The sequence below is a fragment of the Mesorhizobium sp. M8A.F.Ca.ET.161.01.1.1 genome, assembly GCF_004792105.1.
Lineage (GTDB): Bacteria > Pseudomonadota > Alphaproteobacteria > Rhizobiales > Rhizobiaceae > Mesorhizobium.
In genome coordinates this window covers 270,940-289,533 of the sequence record NZ_SRTD01000006.1, presented here as the reverse complement: position 1 = coordinate 289,533, position 18,594 = coordinate 270,940, and the positions used below count along the sequence as shown (strand labels likewise).

General features: G+C 64.5%; 14 protein-coding genes. 8 read left to right on the top strand and 6 right to left on the bottom strand.

Going from position 1 to position 18,594, the window contains the following annotated elements; all coding sequences use genetic code 11:
- Nucleotides 1–39: 39 nt before the first annotated feature.
- Both EN804_RS17855 and EN804_RS17850 read right to left on the bottom strand, forming a co-directional pair.
- Nucleotides 40–1,368, bottom strand: coding sequence for an O-antigen ligase (locus tag EN804_RS17855; RefSeq protein WP_135881012.1), 1,329 nt, complete (start codon nucleotides 1,366–1,368; stop codon nucleotides 40–42).
- Nucleotides 1,337–2,335, bottom strand: coding sequence for a glycosyltransferase (locus tag EN804_RS17850; RefSeq protein WP_135920514.1), 999 nt, complete (start codon nucleotides 2,333–2,335; stop codon nucleotides 1,337–1,339). The genes EN804_RS17855 and EN804_RS17850 overlap by 32 nt, the downstream gene beginning before the upstream one ends.
- 170 nt (nucleotides 2,336–2,505) lie before the next feature.
- On the opposite strand from EN804_RS17850, the gene EN804_RS17845 reads away from it, so the two are divergent.
- Genes EN804_RS17845 through EN804_RS17835 form a run of 3 tightly spaced genes read left to right on the top strand, consistent with a single transcriptional unit; the run spans nucleotide 2,506 to nucleotide 5,404 of the window.
- Nucleotides 2,506–3,678, top strand: coding sequence for a glycosyltransferase family 4 protein (locus EN804_RS17845; protein ID WP_135861907.1), 1,173 nt, complete (start codon nucleotides 2,506–2,508; stop codon nucleotides 3,676–3,678).
- The gene (locus EN804_RS17840) at nucleotides 3,675–4,481 is read left to right on the top strand and encodes a WecB/TagA/CpsF family glycosyltransferase (protein ID WP_127275898.1); all 807 of its coding nucleotides are present in this window, start codon (nucleotides 3,675–3,677) and stop codon (nucleotides 4,479–4,481) included. The genes EN804_RS17845 and EN804_RS17840 overlap by 4 nt, the downstream gene beginning before the upstream one ends.
- Nucleotides 4,478–5,404, top strand: a complete 927-nt coding sequence (locus EN804_RS17835; RefSeq protein ID WP_127275897.1) for a DUF6492 family protein — start codon at nucleotides 4,478–4,480, stop codon at nucleotides 5,402–5,404. Before EN804_RS17840 ends, EN804_RS17835 begins: the two co-directional genes overlap by 4 nt.
- A gap of 6 nt (nucleotides 5,405–5,410) precedes the next feature.
- Here EN804_RS17835 and EN804_RS17830 read toward each other — a convergent pair whose 3' ends face one another.
- The gene (locus EN804_RS17830) at nucleotides 5,411–6,706 is read right to left on the bottom strand and encodes a lipopolysaccharide biosynthesis protein (protein ID WP_135920512.1); all 1,296 of its coding nucleotides are present in this window, start codon (nucleotides 6,704–6,706) and stop codon (nucleotides 5,411–5,413) included.
- Between the two features lie 200 nt (nucleotides 6,707–6,906).
- Between EN804_RS17830 and EN804_RS17825 the strand changes: the two genes are divergently transcribed.
- The 4 genes from EN804_RS17825 to EN804_RS17810 all read left to right on the top strand — a co-directional run bounded on the left by EN804_RS17825 (nucleotide 6,907) and on the right by EN804_RS17810 (nucleotide 13,393).
- Complete coding sequence (locus EN804_RS17825) at nucleotides 6,907–9,510, top strand: GNVR domain-containing protein (RefSeq protein WP_135920510.1); 2,604 nt, start codon at nucleotides 6,907–6,909, stop codon at nucleotides 9,508–9,510.
- Nucleotides 9,511–9,693: 183 nt separating this feature from the next.
- Entirely contained in the window at nucleotides 9,694–10,593 is a 900-nt protein-coding gene (gene folD / locus EN804_RS17820; protein ID WP_135920508.1) for a bifunctional methylenetetrahydrofolate dehydrogenase/methenyltetrahydrofolate cyclohydrolase FolD, read from the top strand.
- Between the two features lie 28 nt (nucleotides 10,594–10,621).
- Nucleotides 10,622–11,620 (top strand): GlxA family transcriptional regulator, encoded by a 999-nt coding sequence (locus EN804_RS17815; RefSeq protein WP_135920564.1) that lies wholly within the window; start codon nucleotides 10,622–10,624, stop codon nucleotides 11,618–11,620.
- A gap of 108 nt (nucleotides 11,621–11,728) precedes the next feature.
- Nucleotides 11,729–13,393 (top strand): VWA domain-containing protein, encoded by a 1,665-nt coding sequence (locus EN804_RS17810; RefSeq protein ID WP_135881005.1) that lies wholly within the window; start codon nucleotides 11,729–11,731, stop codon nucleotides 13,391–13,393.
- Between the two features lie 67 nt (nucleotides 13,394–13,460).
- On the opposite strand, the gene edd is transcribed toward EN804_RS17810, so the two are convergent.
- From edd to zwf, 3 genes are all read right to left on the bottom strand, one after another.
- Nucleotides 13,461–15,284, bottom strand: coding sequence for a phosphogluconate dehydratase (gene edd / locus EN804_RS17805; RefSeq protein ID WP_135920506.1), 1,824 nt, complete (start codon nucleotides 15,282–15,284; stop codon nucleotides 13,461–13,463).
- A 73-nt stretch (nucleotides 15,285–15,357) separates the two neighbouring features.
- On the bottom strand, nucleotides 15,358–16,074 hold the full coding sequence (gene pgl, locus EN804_RS17800) for a 6-phosphogluconolactonase (RefSeq protein ID WP_135920502.1): 717 nt from the start codon (nucleotides 16,072–16,074) through the stop codon (nucleotides 15,358–15,360).
- Nucleotides 16,056–17,528: a glucose-6-phosphate dehydrogenase gene (gene zwf, locus EN804_RS17795; protein ID WP_135881002.1), complete on the bottom strand. Its 1,473-nt coding sequence runs from the start codon at nucleotides 17,526–17,528 to the stop codon at nucleotides 16,056–16,058. The genes pgl and zwf overlap by 19 nt, the downstream gene beginning before the upstream one ends.
- Nucleotides 17,529–17,838: 310 nt before the next feature.
- Here zwf and EN804_RS17790 point away from each other — a divergent pair, with 310 nt between their 5' ends.
- Nucleotides 17,839–18,585 carry an SDR family oxidoreductase gene (locus EN804_RS17790; protein ID WP_127870853.1) on the top strand — a complete coding sequence of 249 codons (747 nt, stop codon included), beginning with the start codon at nucleotides 17,839–17,841 and terminating at the stop codon, nucleotides 18,583–18,585.
- The last annotated feature ends 9 nt before the right edge of the window (nucleotides 18,586–18,594 follow it).

Below are 18,594 nucleotides of genomic sequence, written 5' to 3'. Positions count from 1 at the left end.
CCATGACATAGACGCTCGCGGATCGGTGGGGAAGCCCTCTCAGGACCGGTGGACGGGCGTGCGCATCGCGATCGGCCGCAGCGACACTTGCCTGAGACCCAGCACGCCGAGCACGAAGAACAGCCAGACCGGATCGCCGCGATGGAAGAAGAAGCTTTCGAGGAAGGCGTTGAGCGCGGTGAACAGCACCACCATCATGAAGAAGTCGCCGAGAAAGATGTTTTCCTTGCGCTGCGGAATGCGCATGTAGTCGCGCAGCGGTGCGATGAGGAAAGTGTAGACCGCCACGCAAAGGGCAGGGATGCCCATCAGCACGGCAATGTCGAGATAGCCGTCATGTCCGTGCACGATGGTTCTGATGTCCCAGGGGCGATCGAAGGGCTGGTCCTGGTTGAACAGCAGCGGCGTGCCCCAGAAGCTCTCATAGCCGTAGCCGGTCCACGGCTTCTTCGCCAGCATCGAGCCGGCGAACTCCCACAATGTGGTGCGGCCGGTGTAGGTCATGTCGGGAAAATAGATCGCCGCCAGATGTTTGATCGGCGGCAGGAAGACGATGCCCAGCGTGCCGACCGCCGTGGCGATGATCGCCAGCGCAAACAGGATCGGCGTGCCGAGCCGCATGCCCATCAGGCTCGGAAACATGACGATCAGGATCGAGAACGGCACAAGCCCGGCTGTGGTCTTGGAGCCAGTGTGCAGCATGAAGATCATCGCCGCGCAGAAGATACCAGCGCCCCACCAGCGCTGACCGCGCCGATAGAGATAAAGGCCGGCGAAACTGAAGCAGGCCATGATCGGTCCGGCGATGTTCTTGTGGGTGAACACGCCGCGCCACAGGCCGGCATGTTCGGGCTCCTGCGAGTCGGCCGTGTGCATCGCCTCGTGCGGAAAGGCGATGAGGCCGAGATAGGATAGGCCCATCACCACGACGGCGGTGAAGATGATGACCCTGGCGAAAGCCTCGGCGTCACGAGGCAGCGCCAGGATCGTTGCCATCGTCAGGATGCCGATCATGGTGAAGGACGCCGCGCGCATGGCCGAGGGCGGATCCGTTGCCAGCACCACCGATAGGAAGAAGAAACCCAGCATCAGGATCCAGGACGGGCTGAGCAGCGAGCGCACGACGCGCGGATCGGCGAAGGCCATCAGCGCGAAGATCGAAACCGCGCCGAGCGAACCGAAGCCGAGCTGATTGACGATGTCGCCACCTTCGCCGGTGAGTTCGGCGCCGGCCGGCTGGAACGGGCGGAAGGACACCATGATGACGGTGAACAGCAGCGCCGCGATCGCGGTCGCGACGCCGTCGCGCGTGAACGCGGCGCTGAGCGGGGCGCGCTCAGTTTTTCTCAGGCTGGCGGTATTGCTCATTGGCATATCCGAATTCGGCCAGCACGCGGCCGAGCGCCACATGGACGGGATAGATGGCGATCGCCGGCGATCCCGTGCGCGCCAGCCGCATCATGCCGCGAAGCGGCGAGGCGGCAAGGAGCGCCAGGCTCTTGGCGAACACCTTGGCACCGGCGAAGGGCGTGCCGGCGCGCTTCTTCTTTTCCACCAGCGTCGAGATGACACCGTTGCGCAGGCTGCGGGCACGGATCCAGTTGGTCTCGACGCGCCGGGCCGGAACGGTCTCCCGCACCTTGGCTTCGGCGCACCAGCCTAGCACGAAGCCCCTTTGCGCCGACCGGCTGAGAAAGTCGGCGTCGCCGCCGCCCATGAAATTGAACTTCAGGTCTAGGAAGGGCGGCCCCATCGCTGTCAGCACGTTACGCCCGATCAGAAGATTGCCGGACGAATAGAGTGCGGGCACCCGTCCCGTCTCCCGGTAGGGAGGCGCGAAGACAGGATGCTCGGCCCATGTCGCGTGGGCGGGATCGGCAAAGACGGGCACCTGCGGGCCGCCAACGATATCGGCGCCGAGCGTTTCGGCCACCCGGCACATCCGCTCCAGCCATTGCGGATCGGCAATCTCGTCATCGTCGATGACCAGCAGATGCCTGAAGTTCGGGAAATGCAGGATCGCCGTCTGCCAGCCGGCATTGTAGGCGCTGCAATTGCCGCGCTCATGCGCGATGACGACCATGCCCGGTATCTCGCCGCGCTCGAACAGCGGCAGCGCGGCCTTGGCACCGTCACGCGCCTCGGCCTCGTTCTCCATGACGATGACCGCAAAGCGCCTGCCGGTTTGCTGCTGGCGCAGCGACGCCAGCGTCTCCAGCAGCTGTTCGGGCCGCTTGAAAGTCGGCAAGGTGACGATCGCTTCGACGGCCTCCGCGTCGAGCCGGGGAGACCGTCCCGCGATCGATACCGAACCGTCCGATGGCAAAGGGATCATCCGTATCCAGCCGCGTCTTGAGTCGCGTTCTGGTAGCACCACGATGATAAGGTTTCGTTAATCACCTTGCACGGAGAGGCCCGCCAGGCATGGGCTTTGGGGCGTTGACCGTGCTCGTTTAATCAAGGGTTCACCGCGCTTTGCTACCGGCTACACCACAGGATAGTGAGATGCATCTGCTGTTCGCCACATCGATCGTGCCCGACGGTGCTCTCGCCTCGGGCTACGAGATCGCCAACGCCGCGATCATCGCCGCCTTGCGGCGCGCCGGCGCGCGCGTGACGGTCATCGGCTTCACCTGGCCCGGGAAAGCCGCGATAGATCCCGAAAACACGGTGGTGCTTGGTGCGATCGACGTGCGCACCGAAAGTGCTTCGCCGCTGCAAAAACTCTCCTGGGTCGGCAAGGCAATATTTTCGGGCCTCACCTTCGCGTCGGTCAAGTTGCGTGCGGTGTCCGACCACGACGTTCAGGCCGCGATCGAACGCGCCGGTCCATTCGATGGTTATGTGCTGAATTCCGTGCAGTTCGCCGGTGCTTTCGAAAAGCTCTTCGAAGGCCGGCCTTCGATCTTCGTCGCCCACAATGTCGAGCATCTCTCGGCCCGCGAGAATGCCGCTGCCGCCGGCGGCATTTTCCAGCGTCTGCTGTTCCGGCGCGAGGCAAGGCTGCTCAAGCTCGTCGAAGAGCGTCTCTGCCGCCGCGCGCGCTTCGTCTTCACGCTGGCCGAGGAGGATCGCGTGGCGCTCGGTGTCGCCTCGGATGAGCGTTCGGCGGTGCTGCCGCTGGTAACCGGCGACACGGCGCCGGTCCGGAAAGGGCGGCGCCCGATCGACTGCGACGCGGCGCTGATCGGCACCTGGACCTGGCAGCCAAACCGCATCGGCCTCGACTGGTTCCTGGGCAAGGTGGTGCCGCACCTGCGGCCTGGTTTCCGCATCCGCATCGCGGGCCACATGCCTGCCGGCGTCACCTCGACGCATCCGGGCGTCCAATTCGTCGGCCGCGTTCCGGATGCCCGGGCTTTCGTCTGTGGCGCGGCCGTCATCCCGCTGATCAGCACGGCGGGCAGCGGCGTACAGTTGAAGACCATTGAGACCTTCGAGCTTGGCCTGCCCTCGGTCGCCACCAGCCGTTCGCTGCGCGGCATCGACCACCGCCCCGCCAATTGCGTGGTCACCGACGATCCGGCCGGCTTCGCCCAGGCCCTGGAGGCTGCCGCGGCCGATATCGACGATGTCGATGGCACCACCTTCCATCGCCGGCAGGTCAAGGCGCTCGACGCCGCGGTTCGTGTCGGTCTCGAAAAAATCGGCGCCGTCCGGCGGGAGGTGCTTGCATGAACATGCACGCCACCCGCGCCGCGTTCGGGCTCGACAGTCTGAAAATGATCCTCGGCATCCCGGTGCTCGCCATCCGCTGGAACGATGCGATCGCCCTGCTCAATCGCCTGCTTGCCGAGAAGCGCTTCACCAAGGTCAGCTTCCTCAACGCTCACAATGCCAACATCGCCTATACCGACCCGGTCTTCGCCGAGGCGCTCGACGATTTCCTCATCCTGCCGGATGGCATCGGCGTCGATCTCGCCGCGAAGCTTCTCTACGGGGCGGCATTTCCCGACAATCTCAACGGCACCGATTTCGTGCCCGCATTCCTGCAGGCTTCCAAGCGGCCGCTGACCGTGGGGCTGCTCGGTGCGACGCGTGTCAACGCCGAGGCGGCGTCGCTGAAGCTGGCGGCGCTTGCCGTGCAGCACAGCTTCGTGGTCGTTCACGATGGCTATTTCTCCGCCGCGCAGGAGCCGGAGATCATCGGTCGGATCGCAAAATTGCGGCCTGACATGCTGCTCGTCGCGATGGGCGTGCCGCGCCAGGAACTGTGGATTGAACGCCACATCGACGAACGCCACTGCACGCTGCCGGTCGCGGTTGGCGCGCTGCTCGATTTCCTGAGCGGCTCGGTGCCGCGCGCGCCGCCATGGATGCGCCGCCTGAGGCTGGAATGGCTGTTCCGGCTGGCGGTCGAGCCCGGCCGGCTCTGGCGCCGCTATGTGGTCGGCAATCCGCTGTTCCTGTGGCGGGTCGTCAAGCAGAAATGGTCGCGGGGCGCCGAGACCGTCGGAGATGCTCCTGGAGAGTTTCGTTGAACAAGCGGTTCGTCCCAGACCCGTCGCCCGGTCCAGGCCTGTTGCCGAAGACGCCAACGGCGGCGGTGGTGACGGCAAGCTACGCCCCGGATTTCGAGCGCTGCCGCCTGCTGTGCGAAACGCTTGACCGCCATGTCTCGGGTGCTGCGCACCACTACATTCTGGTCGAACATCGCGACCTCGCGCTTTTCCGTCAGTTGGCGACCAGCCGCCGCTCGATCGTCGATGAGCGGGATCTCCTGCCGCGCTGGCTGCGCGCCTTCGACGATCCGTTCAGCCTGTTTCGCCGGCGCGTCTGGCTCAGCATGAAGACCCAGCCGCTGCGCGGCTGGCACGTGCAGCAACTGCGCCGTATCGCCATATCGGCGCACGCCAGGGAAGACGTGCTGATCTTCTGCGATTCCGACGTCGCTTTCCTGAAGGCGTTCGATTGCGGTGTCTTCTGGCGCGATGGCAGCGCGCGCCTGTTCCGCCGCGATGGCGTGCTCGCCGATGACGGCCATGACGAGCATCGCGTGTGGTCGCGCAATGCCGGCGCCGCACTCGGCATCGACCGGTCCCAGGCGTCGGTCCATGATTATATCTCGACGTTGATCGCCTGGCGCCGTGACACGGTGCTGGCCATGTGCGGCCGGATCGAAAAGGTCCATGGTCGCGACTGGGTCGAGGTCATCGGCTCGGCGCGCAAATTCTCCGAATGTATGATCTACGGCCGCTATGTCGATGATCTGCTGGACGGCGCCGGCCATTTCCACGGTTCGGAGGAATTCTGCCGTGTCCACTGGACGGGCGAGGCGTTGTCGGACGATGAGTTCCGCCGCTTCGTCGCCAGCATGGCGCCGGAGCAGGTGGCGATCGGCATGCAGTCCTTTATCGGCACGGATATCGGCCGCATCCGCCGCCTGATCGGGCTTGATCGCTGACTTGTCCTAGATTGCCTTCGCCGGTCGGCGCAGCGCCGAATAGGTCAGCAGCATCGACGCGAGATAGAGCAGCAGGAAGACGATGTTGAGCGACAGCACCAGATCAGATGTCTCGGTAATGGTGGTCAGCACATAGGTCAGCAGCAGCGCCTTGAGGGCGGCGAGCAGGCCCAGATTGAGCGCCCGCACCAGCGTCTGGCCGCGCGCGAACAGAAGCTCGGCCTGGTATTCGACCAGATTGCGCAGTCCCGGCACGCAGATCGCCAGCGCCACCAGGGGCGCGGCCTCGGAGACATTCCTGCCGAGCGCGTTGGGGAAGAAATGCAGCACGATGCCGAGCGCCGCCAGCGCCAGCGTCGAGACCGCGAACACACCGCCCTCGATGCCGCTCTTGACCGCCAGCCGTGAGAGGAGTTCGGGCGCGCGCATCATGCGCTGCACGAGCATCATCGAGAAGGTGCGGATGGGAATGGCCGTCAGGTCGACCAGGCGCATGATGATGGCATAGATGCCGGCCAGATGCGGACCGCCGATCGCCAGCACCAGCAGCTTGTCGAACTCCATCTGCAGGTAGAACAGCACTTCCGCGCCGGCCACATAGATGGAATCGGCGAGCCGCCGCAGATAGAGCTCGACGCGCAGCCGCAGCCTCTGGCGCGGATAGAACCACCCAAACGCGAGCAGCAGCGAGGCGGCGTTGGCGCCGATGTAGAACCACGACCACACCCAGATGCCGTGCTGTGCCGAGACCATGAACAACACCGCACCAAGCGCCCGCAGTGCCGTGGCCAGGATCGCCAGTATGGCGGCGCGGCCGAATTTGCCCAGCCCGTTGTTGACGATCAGCGCCACTTCCACCGGTCGCCACAGCAGCGCCTCGGCGAAGACGATCGCCGTGAACACCGACAGCGGCACGGTGCCGGCAAAGAAGATCAGGTAGACGCCGAACGAGGCGGCGGCCAAAAGCGGCAGCGAGGCGGCGCCGAGCACCAGGAAGCCGGCGGTGAAGGTGCCGATCAGATTGGGCCGGATGGTAGCGGTGCGATAGAGCGCCGAAATGAACCCGAAGGCGAGGATTCGCGACAGCATGACGCCGGCAGCCGAGGCGGTGGCGAACATGCCGAATTCGGCGATCGAGAGCGTATTGGCGAGCGCGATGAAATAAGCGAGTGAAAACACCAGTCGCCCGCCGGCACCGCTGATCGCCGAGAAATAGTCGCGCACCAGCCCGCGTCGTTCGGCCATGAAGGTGCCGATCCGCGCGAAGGTCCGCCTTTGCGGTATGTCGCTCGCCTCAGTCATAGGTCAAGGAAATGCATAGGCCGGAAAGTTTAACGCGCCGTTCTGAAGCTTTCGGTTGTGTTAAAAGTTCTTGCAATCATGACGTGAATTCCTGCCACCGTCTTCCGGAAATTAACCTTTTGTTTCCTATGCCTGTTTAGCGTGGCTTAACGAATGGCCGACCGCCGCTCCCAAGCGGCCAAGAGTAAAGCTCCACGATAATGGTCGACAGGGAAAACCGTGAGGACTGGAAGCGCGAGCGCTCCTTGCTGGCGCTTGGCGACGCCGTGCGTGGCGAGGACGACGCTTCGCTGGTGTCGATAGGAGATCGCGCGGATCCTTCATGGCGCGAGGATGCCGCCACGCGCCATCGCCTGGCCCGTTCCCGGCGCGAGACGAAGGCGAGCCCGCCGCGGCTTGCCGCCGGTGACGCCGCGCCGTTCCCTCCTGACGGGGAGCAGCCGGTTGAAGCCGACGCCGCCTGGCGTTCCCGCGCGGAGACCGGCGCCGGCGATCTTCCTCCCGACATGCCGCGCGCAAGGCCGGCGCCGGAAGAACCTTCAGGGACGGGTCGCGCTCGTGATGCAATCGGATCCCGCGCCACGGACGGAGCCGACACCTCCTCCGATGGCGGTGCGGACGATCAGCAATGGAAGCCATTGATCGATCCGATGCTGGTCGTTCGCGGCGTCGCCAGGTCGAAGCTGCTGATCGTCGCGACCACGATACTGGGCGCCGGGCTCGGCATTGCCATCGCCTTGTCGATGCCGAAGAAATATGAAGCCACGACCGAACTGATCATCGAGCCGGGCGACCTGAAGCTTTCCGACCGCGATCTCACCCAACCGGTAGGCCAGCCCGATGCCGCGTTGGCCGTCGTCGAAACCCGGATCAAGATGCTCACCTCGGGCACCGTTCTCGATCAGGTCGTCAAGAATCTCAATCTCGTCAACGATCCGGAGTTCAACGGCCAGGGTTCCGGCGGCCTTGGCGTCATGTCGCTTATCCGCTCGATTGTGTCACGCCACGATGGGCCGGGCGGTGTCGATGAGGTTCGCCGCCAGGCGCTGGCCGTTGGCAATCTGGCCAAGAGCCTGTCGGTTGAACGCACCGGCAAGACTTTTGTCATCTCCGTCAGCGCTGTAACCCAGAACGGCGAGAAGTCGGCGCTCATCGCCAATACGACGAGGACCGTCTTTCAGCAGGAGGCCGCCAAATACCAGTCCGACATGGCCGGACGCGCGACGAACGAATTGACGTCAAAGCTCGACGATCTGCGCAAGGGGGTCGAGGCGGCCGAGCGCAAGGTCGAGGATTTCAGGGCCACGCATGGTCTCGTCGATGCGCAAGGCCATCTGATCAGCGACGATCAGATGCTGAAGCTCAACGAGCAGCTCTCCGTCGCCCGCGCCCGCACGCTGGAACTCAATGCTCGGGCGGCGTCGGCGCGTTCGCTGGACGTCAATTCCGTTCTGACCGGCACGTTGCCGGAAGAAATCAACTCCAACACCATGAGCGATCTGCGCTCGCAATATGCGACGCTGAAGCAGGAGGCCGATCGTGCCGCGGTTCGGCTGGGGCCGCGCCATCCCGAACTCCAGGCTCTCGATGCCCAGATTGCCGGCGCGCGCGAGCGCATTGCCAATGAACTGCGCCGCATCGCCTCTTCGCTACAGGTCGACCTGAAGCGCGCGGTCCAGCTCGAACAGGACCTCGCGTCTCGGCTGGCTCAGGCCAAGGTCCAAAGCGGCGACGTCAACAGCGACCTGGTTGCCCTGCGCGAACTGGAGCGTGAGGCCACCGCCAAGCGTTCCGTCTACGAGCAATATCTTCTGCGCGCCAAGGAGACCGGTGAACAGACGGGCATCAACACGACCAACATCAACGTGATCACCTCCGCTCAAGCCCCACTTGAGCCAAATGGACCCTCGCGGGCCTTGGTGGCACTGGCCGGGCTGCTGCTTGGCTTTGGCGCGGGTGTTGGTCTCGGCGCCTTGCGCGGGACCTATGACAGCCTGCGCGAGACGGCAAGCTTGCGCTCACGCCGCGAGCGCAAGCCGAACGAGCGCAAGCTGCACGAACGCAAGTTGGATGAACAGAGGGCGCCTCTAGAGGCGCAGGCATTCCGGCCGGAGCCTCCGCCCGCTCCGCCAATGCCGACAGCGCCCGTACCGCCGCGTCCCGCGCCGCCGCCGGCCACGAGGACCGAAGCCGCTCCCGCCGAAGGCTCCGGGAGGATCGGCGCACTCATGTCGAGACTGCGCAAGGCCATGTCCCGCAAGCCGTCGGCCGAAGCCGACGGCGACATCTCCAGCGAGTTCGCCTTACCCGCCTTTGCCGACAACGGACGGCCGGCCAACGCTCCGATATTCCCTGGCTATCCGGAGCCCGGTTTCGGGCCTCGGCAGACGGCCGGCCTGGATTATTCGCAGTCACCTTTCCAGCCAGGCGCCGAGGCCGGGTATGGGCGGCAAATGGCGTCGCTCTCGCGCTCGCCCCTGATGCCGCAACAGGCAATTTATCCGGCTCCGCCCTTGCCGTCCTCTCCCTATGCGCAGCCGATGGGCTATCCGCCGGCGCAGCCCCGGTCACAACCGGGTTATCCCTATACGCAACCCACGGCCGGACCCTATGCGGCGCAGATGTCGTACCCGCCGCCCGCTCCCACGCAACAACCGGCCCATCCAGCCGCGCATGCGAGGCCGACCCCGGTCGAGGAGGATGGCGAACAGTCATCGGTCGAAGAGATTCGCGCCAGCCTGCGTGAATTCCGCGAAGCGGTCCGCGAACTCACGGAAAACCGCACCCGTCGCCGTTACTTCTGAGCCACCGGATAGGGTGTGGAGGCCGAACAAAACCGTGCCGGTTTCACGTAAACGGCATGGAACGGCGCTTTGACGGGATTGCGAACTTGAATTTTCATGACAATGCCGCGCTGCAGATTGCCTGCGCCGCTGCATTGTGTTTTCCGAAGGCAGCGTTGAGCGGAACGATATTGAGGGTGGTCCATGGCCGAAGTGATTGACGGAAAGAGCGTTGCCGAAGACGTGGTGCGATCGGTCAAGGCGCTGACCGCCGAGCTGGTCGCCAAGGGCAAGGCCAAGCCGGGTCTCGCCGTGGTCATCGTCGGCGAGGATCCGGCGAGCCAGGTCTATGTCGCTTCCAAATCCCGCACCGCCAAGGAATGCGGCTTTCATTCGCTCCAGCACACGCTGCCGGCCGAGACGTCCGAGGCGGCACTGCTCGAGCTCATCGCCGAACTCAACGCTGACCCGGCCATCAACGGCATCCTGGTCCAGCTGCCGCTTCCCGCCCATGTCGATGCCGGCAAGATCATCCAGGCCATCTCGCCGCAGAAGGATGTCGACGGCTTCCATTTCATCAATGTCGGCAAGCTCGGCACTGGTGAACTCGACACGGCCTTCGTGCCCTGCACGCCCGCCGGCTCGATGCTCCTGATCGAGCGCGTGCGCGGCAAGGACCTGTCCGGCCTCACCGCCGTCGTCGTCGGCCGCTCCAACATCGTCGGCAAGCCGATGGCCAATCTGCTGCTTGCCGCCAACTGCACCGTCACCATCGCTCACAGCCGCACCAAGGACCTGCCGGCGCTTGCCCGCACGGCCGACATCCTTGTCGCTGCGGTTGGCCGGCCGGAAATGATCAGGGGTGATTGGGTCAAGCCTGGCGCCACCGTCATCGATGTCGGCATCAACCGCATTCCCGCTCCCGAGAAGGGCGAGGGCAAGTCGCGTCTCGTCGGCGATGTCGCCTATGCCGAAGCGGCCAAGGCGGCGGGCGCGATTACCCCGGTCCCCGGCGGGGTCGGTCCGATGACCATTGCCATGCTGATGGCCAATACGTTAGCTTCGGCCTACCTTGCGGCCGGATTGAAGCGGCCCTCCTTCTGAGCCCGGGTTGACCCTGAAAGCCGCAGCTTTGCCGAATCCCACTATTTCCCCGGAACGGCCGGTCACGAGCGATCCCGTTCAAGGTGGCCGGCAGTTCGCCTTCCTGCTGGTCGACAAGTTTTCCATGTTCTCGCTGGCGGCCGCGATCGACACGTTCCGGTCGGCGAACCGCCTGCTTGGACGCGATTTCTACGGCTGGACGACGGTCTCCGCCGATGGCGACCCGGTGATGGCCTCCAACGGCCTGCCGCTGAAGATCGACTACGCCGTCGCCGACCTGCCGCCGGTGGATATTCTTTTCGTCTCGGTCGGCCTGACGACGGAATTTCCGGGCAAGAGCAAGGTTCTGGCGGCCTTGCGCAGCTGGGGCCGGCGCGGCAACGCGCTTGGTGCCTTGTCGGTCGGATCCTACCTGCTGGCCGAGGCCGGCCAGCTCGAAGGCTATCGCTGCACCATCCATTGGGAAAACCGCGCCGGCTTTGTCGAGCGCTTTCCCGATATCAACTGCACGGGCAATGTCTTCGAGATCGACCGCAAACGCTACACCTGCGCCGGCGGCACCACCTCTATCGACCTGATGCTGGAGATCGTACGTGGCGATTTCGGCTCCAACCTTGCCAATGGCGTCGCCAACCAGTTCCAGCACGAGCGCATCCGCTCCGCCGGAGACCGCCAGCGCGTCGGGCCGGAGCGTGACCTGACGGGCAAGTCGGAGAAGCTCAGGCGCATCGTCGAACTGATGGCCGACCATCTCGACGAACCGCTGTCGGCGGTACAGCTCGCCAAGTCGGCGGGCCTTTCGGTGCGCCAGGTGGAGCGGCTGTTCCTGCGCCATCTCAACGTCACGCCCGGGCGCTACTATATGCGGCTGCGGCTGGAGCGGGCGCGTGAATTGCTGCGTCAGACCAACATGCCGATCCTCGACGTGGCGATCGCGACCGGCTTCACCTCGCATTCCTATTTTGCCCAGAGCTATCGGCTGCAATTTGGCCGCCCGCCCTCGGAAGAGCGCCGCACGACATACTGAGTGATTTGCCTGGTCGGGCATGCCGGCGCCATGCCTGCGGGCTTGTGTCCCGACGCCCCGTCAAATAGCTTTCACGTGCCGACGAGGGGGCTAACTCAGGAGATTTCGATGGCGGGACTTGCACGGAGCGTCGCTGCGGCGATCCTCCTTTTGTCGATGACGACATTCGGCTTTGCCGCCAACAAGGTCATCATCATCCTCGACGCGTCGGGATCGATGTGGGCGCAGATCGATGGCAAGCCCAAGCTGGAAATCGCCCGTGAATCACTGAGGACCGTGCTTCAATCGGTTCCCGCAGACGACGAGATCGGCTTTATGGCCTATGGCCATCGCGAGAAGGGCAGCTGCGACGACATCCAGCTCATCGTGCCGCCTCAGGCTGGCTCGGCAAGCGCCATCTCGGCAGCCGCCGACAGTATGAAATTCCTCGGCAAGACGCCGCTGACGGCAGCCGTCAAGCAGGCGGCCGAAGCGCTGAAATACACCGAGGACAAGGCGACGGTCGTCCTCATCACCGATGGGCTTGAAACCTGCGGCGGCGACCCTTGTGCGCTTGGCAAGGAACTCGAAGCCTCCGGCGTCGATTTCACCGCCGACGTCGTCGGCTTCGGCCTGACCGCCGACGAAGGCAAGCAGATTGCCTGCCTCGCCGACAACACCGGCGGCAAATACATCCAGGCTTCCGACGAGAAGGCGCTGCAGGAAGCGCTGGTCGAGACCGTCGCGGCGCCGGCACCGGCGCCCGAGCCGGCACCGGCCCCCGCTCCGGCACCAGCGCCGGAGCCGGCCAAGCCCGATTTCAATTTCATGCCGACCGTGGTGTTGGCCGAGGGCGGCGATCCTGTCACCGACGGCAATGCCTGGGAAGTCTATAGGGGCAAATCGGACGGCACGCGCGGCGACAACATCACCACCGAATACGGCGAGTACAAAGCCAATCTGGAACCCGGCGACTATGTCATCGTCGCGCGCGACGGCGAGGCCAAGGTGGAGCAGAAGATCAAGATCGAGGCAGGCCAGGTCTACAAGCCGCTGTTCACCTTGAATGCCGGCACGCTCGTCCTGCATCCGCGTCCCAGCCAAGATGCCGATGTGGCCAGTGGGGCGGCTGTCGTGATCGCCTATCCGGGGGCCGACAACCCCCCGACCTATTATGGAGACACGAAAGCCGTGTTGCCGGCCGGCGATCAGAAAGTGACCGTCACGATCGGACAGGGCGCGGTCACCGAAACGATTCCGCTCGCTGCCGGCCGGGTGATAGACAAGGACATCATCGTCGGCGTCGGCCATGTCGTTGCCAACGCCTATTATGCGGCCGGTGGCGACAAGGCCGATGGTTCAGGCGTCGGCTTCAAGGTGCTCAAGGCCAAGAAGAAGATCGATGGCACCCGCGACGAGGTCACGTATGCCTATGGCCCCGACAGCAAGTTCGATTTGCCGCCCGACGACTATGTGTTGATCGCGACGGTTGACCTCGCCGTCGTGGAACAGCCTTTCAGCGTCAAGGTCGGCGAGTTCCAGGATCTCAAGGTCGCCATGAATGCCGGCGTGCTGGCAATCACGGCTCCCGGCACCTCCAAGATCGAGATTTTCGAGACCAAGAAGGACATCAATGGCAATCGCAAGTCGATCGGCTACGCCTATGACGAGAAGTATCAGGCGGCGATAGCGGCGGGCGATTACGCGGTGGTCTCGGAGAAGCCGGACAACAGCAAGAAGGAAGGCACCGTGACCGTGAAGGCTGGAGAGCGGGTTGAACTGACGGTGCAATAAGGATTGCGATTTCGACCGGCAAAAAGGGCGGCCGCGAGCCGCCCTTTTTCATGCCGCACAGATTGCCTCAGGCGGTTCCGAAGGCGCTGGCGCCGTGGTCGGCGCGGCCCACCAATTGGCGGAAACCAGCGAACAGCTCGCGGCCGAAACCGAATTCATTGCCGATCAGGTCGGCCTCGGCCGTGCGGCGCAGCGCGAATTCGGTCCCTGGCACCAGCACTTCCAGCGTGCCGGCATCGGCGTCGAGACGGATGATGTCGCCGTCATGGATTCGCGCGATCGGCCCGTCCTCGACCGCTTCCGGCGTCACATGGATCGCCGCCGGCACCTTGCCGGAAGCGCCCGACATGCGCCCGTCGGTGACCAGCGCGACACGCTGGCCGCGATCCTGCAGGATGCCGAGCACTGTGGTCAGCTTGTGCAGTTCCGGCATGCCGTTGGCCTTCGGCCCCTGGAAGCGGATGACGGCGATGAAATCACCGGTGAGCGTGCCGGCCTTGAAGGCGTCGTTCAGCCCCTGCTGGCTGTCGAACACCTTGGCCGGCGCCTCGATGAGACGTCGCTCCGGCTTGACGGCCGAAGTCTTGATGACCGCGTGGCCGAGATTGCCCGACAGCACTTTCAAGCCGCCGGTCGGCTGGAACGCCTTGTTGAACGGCGCCAGCACCTTTTCGTCGCCGCTGGCACGCGGTGACGCCTCGCGCACCACGCTGCCGTCGGCGCCGAGCTTTGCCTCGACCGCATATGGCCGCAGGCCTTCGCCCCACACCGTCTGCACATCCTCGTGCAGAACGCCTTCGTCGAGCAGCTCGCGGATCAGGAAGCCGAGCCCGCCCGCGGCATGGAAATGGTTCACGTCGGCCAGCCCGTTCGGATAGACCCGTGCCAGCAGCGGCACTGCCTCCGAAAGATCGGAAATATCCTGCCAGGTCAGCGCGATGCCGGCGGCCGCCGCCATGGCGATGAGGTGGATGGTGTGGTTGGTGGACCCACCGGTGGCGTGCAGGCCGACGACGCCGTTGACGAACGAGCGTTCGTCGATCATCCGGCCGACAGGCGTATAGGCATTGCCGAGCGCGGTGATCGCCAGCGCCCGCTTCGTCGCCTCGCGGGTCAAGGCATCGCGCAACGGCGTGCCTGGATTGACGAAGGACGCGCCCGGCGTGTGCAGGCCCATGATCTCCATCAGCATCTGGTTGGAATTGGCCGTGCCGTAGAAGGTGCAGGTGCCCGGCCCATGGTACGATTTGGACTCGGCTTCCAGCAGTTCGGCCCGTCCTGCCTTGCCCTCGGCATAGAGCTGGCGGACCTTGGCCTTCTCATCGTTGGGCAGGCCTGTCGTCATCGGGCCGGCCGGAATGAAAACCGCCGGCAGATGGCCGAAGGTGAGCGCGGCGATCACCAGTCCCGGCACGATCTTGTCACACACGCCGAGATAGACGGCGGCGTCGAACATGTTGTGCGACAGGCCGATCGCGGCCGCCATGGCAATCACGTCGCGCGAGAACAGCGACAGCTCCATGCCCGGCTGGCCTTGTGTCACGCCATCGCACATCGCCGGCACGCCGCCGGCGACCTGGGCGATGCCACCGGCTTCGCGCGCGGCCTCCTTGATCAGGGCCGGGAAGGTCTCGAAGGGCTGATGCGCCGACAGCATGTCGTTGTAGGAGGTGATGATGCCGAGATTGGGCACCTTGTCCGCGCCGAGCGCCAGCTTTTCCGAGGGGCTGCACACCGCAAAGCCGTGGGCAAGGTTGCCGCAGGATAAGACCGACCGGTTGGCGGTCTGGTTCGACGCTTCGGCGATACGGCCGAGATAGCGTTCTCGGCCCGGTTTGGAGCGCTGGCGAATCCGCTCGGTGATGGCTTCGATGTCGCGTCTTGCGGTCATGGCATCAGGTCCTTTCAGGCGAGGTCCCGGAAACATCCTCCCGCCGTTGCCGGGACCACTTGTAAACTTGAAGTCAGGGCGCCCAGAAAACCTCCACGGGCCTGGGCGATGCGTCGAGCACGGCGCGGATCGGCTTGCGCGGTCCGGGCGCGACAGCGTTGTCGAAGGCGATGCGCTTCTCCTCGCCCTCTATGTGCAAGGCGAGGAAACCCGCATCGATGATGCGGGCGAGCGTCAGGGTCAGCCGCGGCTCGCCGGCGCTTTTAGCATGGACGGGCAGGATCATCCTGTCGGAGGCCGGATCGAGCAGCCTCGGCAGATCGTCGGCGTCGGGAAAGAACGAGGCGGTGTGGCCGTCCGGTCCCATGCCGAGGATCACGACATCGAGCGGCCAGGGCAGGGATCGCAATGCCGCATCATCGGAAGCGGCGGCATCCTCGATGCCGGCCGCCTCGTGGTAGAGCGGAACGAAACGGGCCGCCCTGGCCGCGTTCTGCAGCAGGTTTGCGGCAACCAGTCCGGCATTGGATCGCGGCGAGGAGGCCGGCACGAAGCGTTCGTCGACCAGCGTCACGATCACCTTGTCCCAGGCGATCGGCGCCACGGAGAGCGCGGCAAAGAATTTTGCCGGCGTCGTGCCGCCGGAGACAGCGAGCACCGCCGTGCCGCGCCGGTCGATCGCCCTCGTTAGGCGATCGGCCACCTTTGCAGCCAGCGCCGAGGCCAGTTGCGGACGGTCGGGAAAGGCATTCCAGTCGTAGCTGGCGCTGTTCAATTGCTCTCGTGCCATGTCCGCCCGTCACGTTCGATCAGCGCTATCGAGGCTGACGGCCCCCATGTGCCTGCCGTATAGCCCTGTGCTTCCTGCTTGGCGCCTTCCCAGGCATTCTGGATCGGGTCGATCCACTTCCAGGCGGCTTCCACCTCGTCGCGACGCATGAACAGGGTCTGGTTGCCACGGATGACATCCATGATCAGCCGCTCATAGGCGTCCGGCGCGCGACCGTCGAAAGACTGCGCGAAGCTCATGTCGAGCGAGATCTGGCGTAGCCGCATGCCGCCCGGGCCTGGATCCTTGATCATGATGAACTGCTTGACGCCTTCGTCCGGCTGCAGCCGGATGACCAACTGGTTGGCGAAGATCGGTCCTGCGCCGCTGTCGCCGAAGATCGAATGCGGGATCGGCTTGAACTCGATGACGATTTCCGAAACTCGGGTCGCCAGCCGCTTTCCGGTCCTGAGATAGAAGGGAACGCCGGCCCAGCGCCAGGTCCCGATCTCGGCCTTGATGGCGACGAAGGTCTCGGTGTTGCTGTCCTTGCCGAGTTCCTCGACATAACCTTTCACCGGTCCGCCGGCCGACGCACCGGCACGATACTGACCACGCACGGTGTGCTTGGGCGCCTCGTTGCCGTTGATGCGCTTCAGCGCCCGCAACACCTTCAGCTTCTCGTCGCGCACGGCGTCGGCGTCCATCGACGACGGCGCCTCCATGGCGACGAGGCAAAGCAGCTGCAGCATGTGGTTCTGCACCATGTCGCGCAGCGCACCGGCCTTGTCGTAATAGGTGACGCGATCTTCCAGGCCGACGGTCTCGGCGACGGTGATCTGCACGTGGTCGATATGGGCGGAATTCCACAGCGGCTCGTAGAGCGCATTGGCAAAGCGCAGCGCCATCAGGTTCTGCACCGTCTCCTTGCCGAGATAGTGGTCGATGCGGAAGATCTGGCTTTCGTGGAAGTCGTCGCCGACGAGATCGTTGAGCGCCTGCGCCGAGGCCAGGTCGCGGCCGATCGGCTTCTCCAGCACGATGCGCGAATTCGGCGTGATCAGATTGTGCTCTTTGAGCTTGTGCGAGATATCGCCGAACAGCGCCGGCGCCACGGCCAGGTAGAAGGCGCGGATGTGGTCGCTTTCGCCGATCGCCTTTTTCAGCTTGTCGAAGCCGGCGCCGCTCGTCGCATCGGCCGGGACGTAGGAAAGCCGTGCCAGGAAGGTCTTCAACTCCTTGGCATCGATATCGGCCGGCTTGACGTGGTCCGAAATGGCCTGCTTGGCGAAGGCCCGGAACTCCTCGTCGCTCATCTTCGAGCGCGACGTACCGATGATGCGCGTCGGCTCCGAGAACTGATGGTCGCGCTGGCGGTAGTAGAGCGACGGCAGCAGCTTGCGCTCCGACAGGTCGCCGGTACCACCGAAGATGATGAAGTCGAAAGGGTCGACGGGGATGATCTGGCTGGTCATGGTCTGTCCGCTTTGACGCCGGTCGCGAGTACGCGGCTGATATATTCTAATCGATTTAAATTTTCCAGTGCCATGGTGTCACATCGAGGACCAATCGCTGGATATTGATTGGATCCACCTGTGCGCTTGACACTGGCGCCGCCGGGAGGCTTGTCGTGAACGAAGACTCCGGAAGCTTTCGCAGTTGCAGCATAGAACGTGAATGTGACGAAAGCTAAGGGAGAAATCGGGCTGTATCCCGTCGCGGCACCGGCCGGGCTGTCAGCTCTTTCGTGCAGGCTGCGCGATGAACCCAAGGAGCGGTAGACGCATGCGTCTGGAAAACAAGGTCGCCATTATCACCGGTGCGGCATCCGGCTTCGGCGAAGGCATGGCCAAGCGCTTTGCGCAAGAGGGCGCCAGGGTCGTCGTTGCCGATCTCAACGCCAAGGGGGCGGAACGTGTCGCCGGCGAGATCGGCGCGGCGGCGATCTGGACGCAGACCGATGTTTCGTTGCGCTCCGAGTTCGACGAGATGGTCTATGCGGCCAAAAGCGCCTTCGGCCGCATCGACATCATGGTCAACAATGCCGGGTTCACCCATCGCAACGGCGATATGCTCAAGGTCGACGAGGAAACCTTCGACCTGATCACCTCAGTCAACATGAAGGCGATCTATCACGCCGCCCTTGCCGTCATACCGATCATGGAGCGGCAGGGCGGCGGCGTCATCCTGACCACGGCGTCCACCGCGGGGCTGCGGCCTCGACCTGGCCTCACCTGGTACAATGCCTCGAAGGGCTGGGCGATCACCGCCACCAAATCGATGGCAGTGGAACTCGCGCCCAAGAACATTCGCGTCAACTGCCTCTGCCCGGTCGCCGGCGAGACCGGCATGCTGGAGAAATTCATGGGCGCCGATACGCCCGAAATCCGCGAGACATTCCGCGCCTCGATCCCGCTCGGCCGGCTGTCGACCCCGCTCGATATCGCCAATGCGGCTCTATGGCTGGCCTCGGACGAGGCCGCCTTCATCACCGGCGTGGCGCTGGAAGTCGATGGCGGGCGCTGCATCTGAATGCGGCGA

Bases quoted from the DNA above. Each gene is read 5' to 3' on its own strand.
- EN804_RS17850 (WP_135920514.1), bottom strand. From the start codon at position 2,335: ATGATCCCTTTGCCATCGGACGGTTCGGTATCGATCGCGGGACGGTCT.
- edd (WP_135920506.1), bottom strand. From the start codon at position 15,284: ATGACCGCAAGACGCGACATCGAAGCCATCACCGAGCGGATTCGCCAG.
- EN804_RS17810 (WP_135881005.1), top strand. From the start codon at position 11,729: ATGGCGGGACTTGCACGGAGCGTCGCTGCGGCGATCCTCCTTTTGTCG.
- EN804_RS17825 (WP_135920510.1), top strand. From the start codon at position 6,907: ATGGTCGACAGGGAAAACCGTGAGGACTGGAAGCGCGAGCGCTCCTTG.
- EN804_RS17845 (WP_135861907.1), top strand. From the start codon at position 2,506: ATGCATCTGCTGTTCGCCACATCGATCGTGCCCGACGGTGCTCTCGCC.
- EN804_RS17790 (WP_127870853.1), top strand. From the start codon at position 17,839: ATGCGTCTGGAAAACAAGGTCGCCATTATCACCGGTGCGGCATCCGGC.
- EN804_RS17855 (WP_135881012.1), bottom strand. From the start codon at position 1,368: ATGAGCAATACCGCCAGCCTGAGAAAAACTGAGCGCGCCCCGCTCAGC.
- pgl (WP_135920502.1), bottom strand. From the start codon at position 16,074: ATGGCACGAGAGCAATTGAACAGCGCCAGCTACGACTGGAATGCCTTT.
- folD (WP_135920508.1), top strand. From the start codon at position 9,694: ATGGCCGAAGTGATTGACGGAAAGAGCGTTGCCGAAGACGTGGTGCGA.
- zwf (WP_135881002.1), bottom strand. From the start codon at position 17,528: ATGACCAGCCAGATCATCCCCGTCGACCCTTTCGACTTCATCATCTTC.
- EN804_RS17830 (WP_135920512.1), bottom strand. From the start codon at position 6,706: ATGACTGAGGCGAGCGACATACCGCAAAGGCGGACCTTCGCGCGGATC.
- EN804_RS17840 (WP_127275898.1), top strand. From the start codon at position 3,675: ATGAACATGCACGCCACCCGCGCCGCGTTCGGGCTCGACAGTCTGAAA.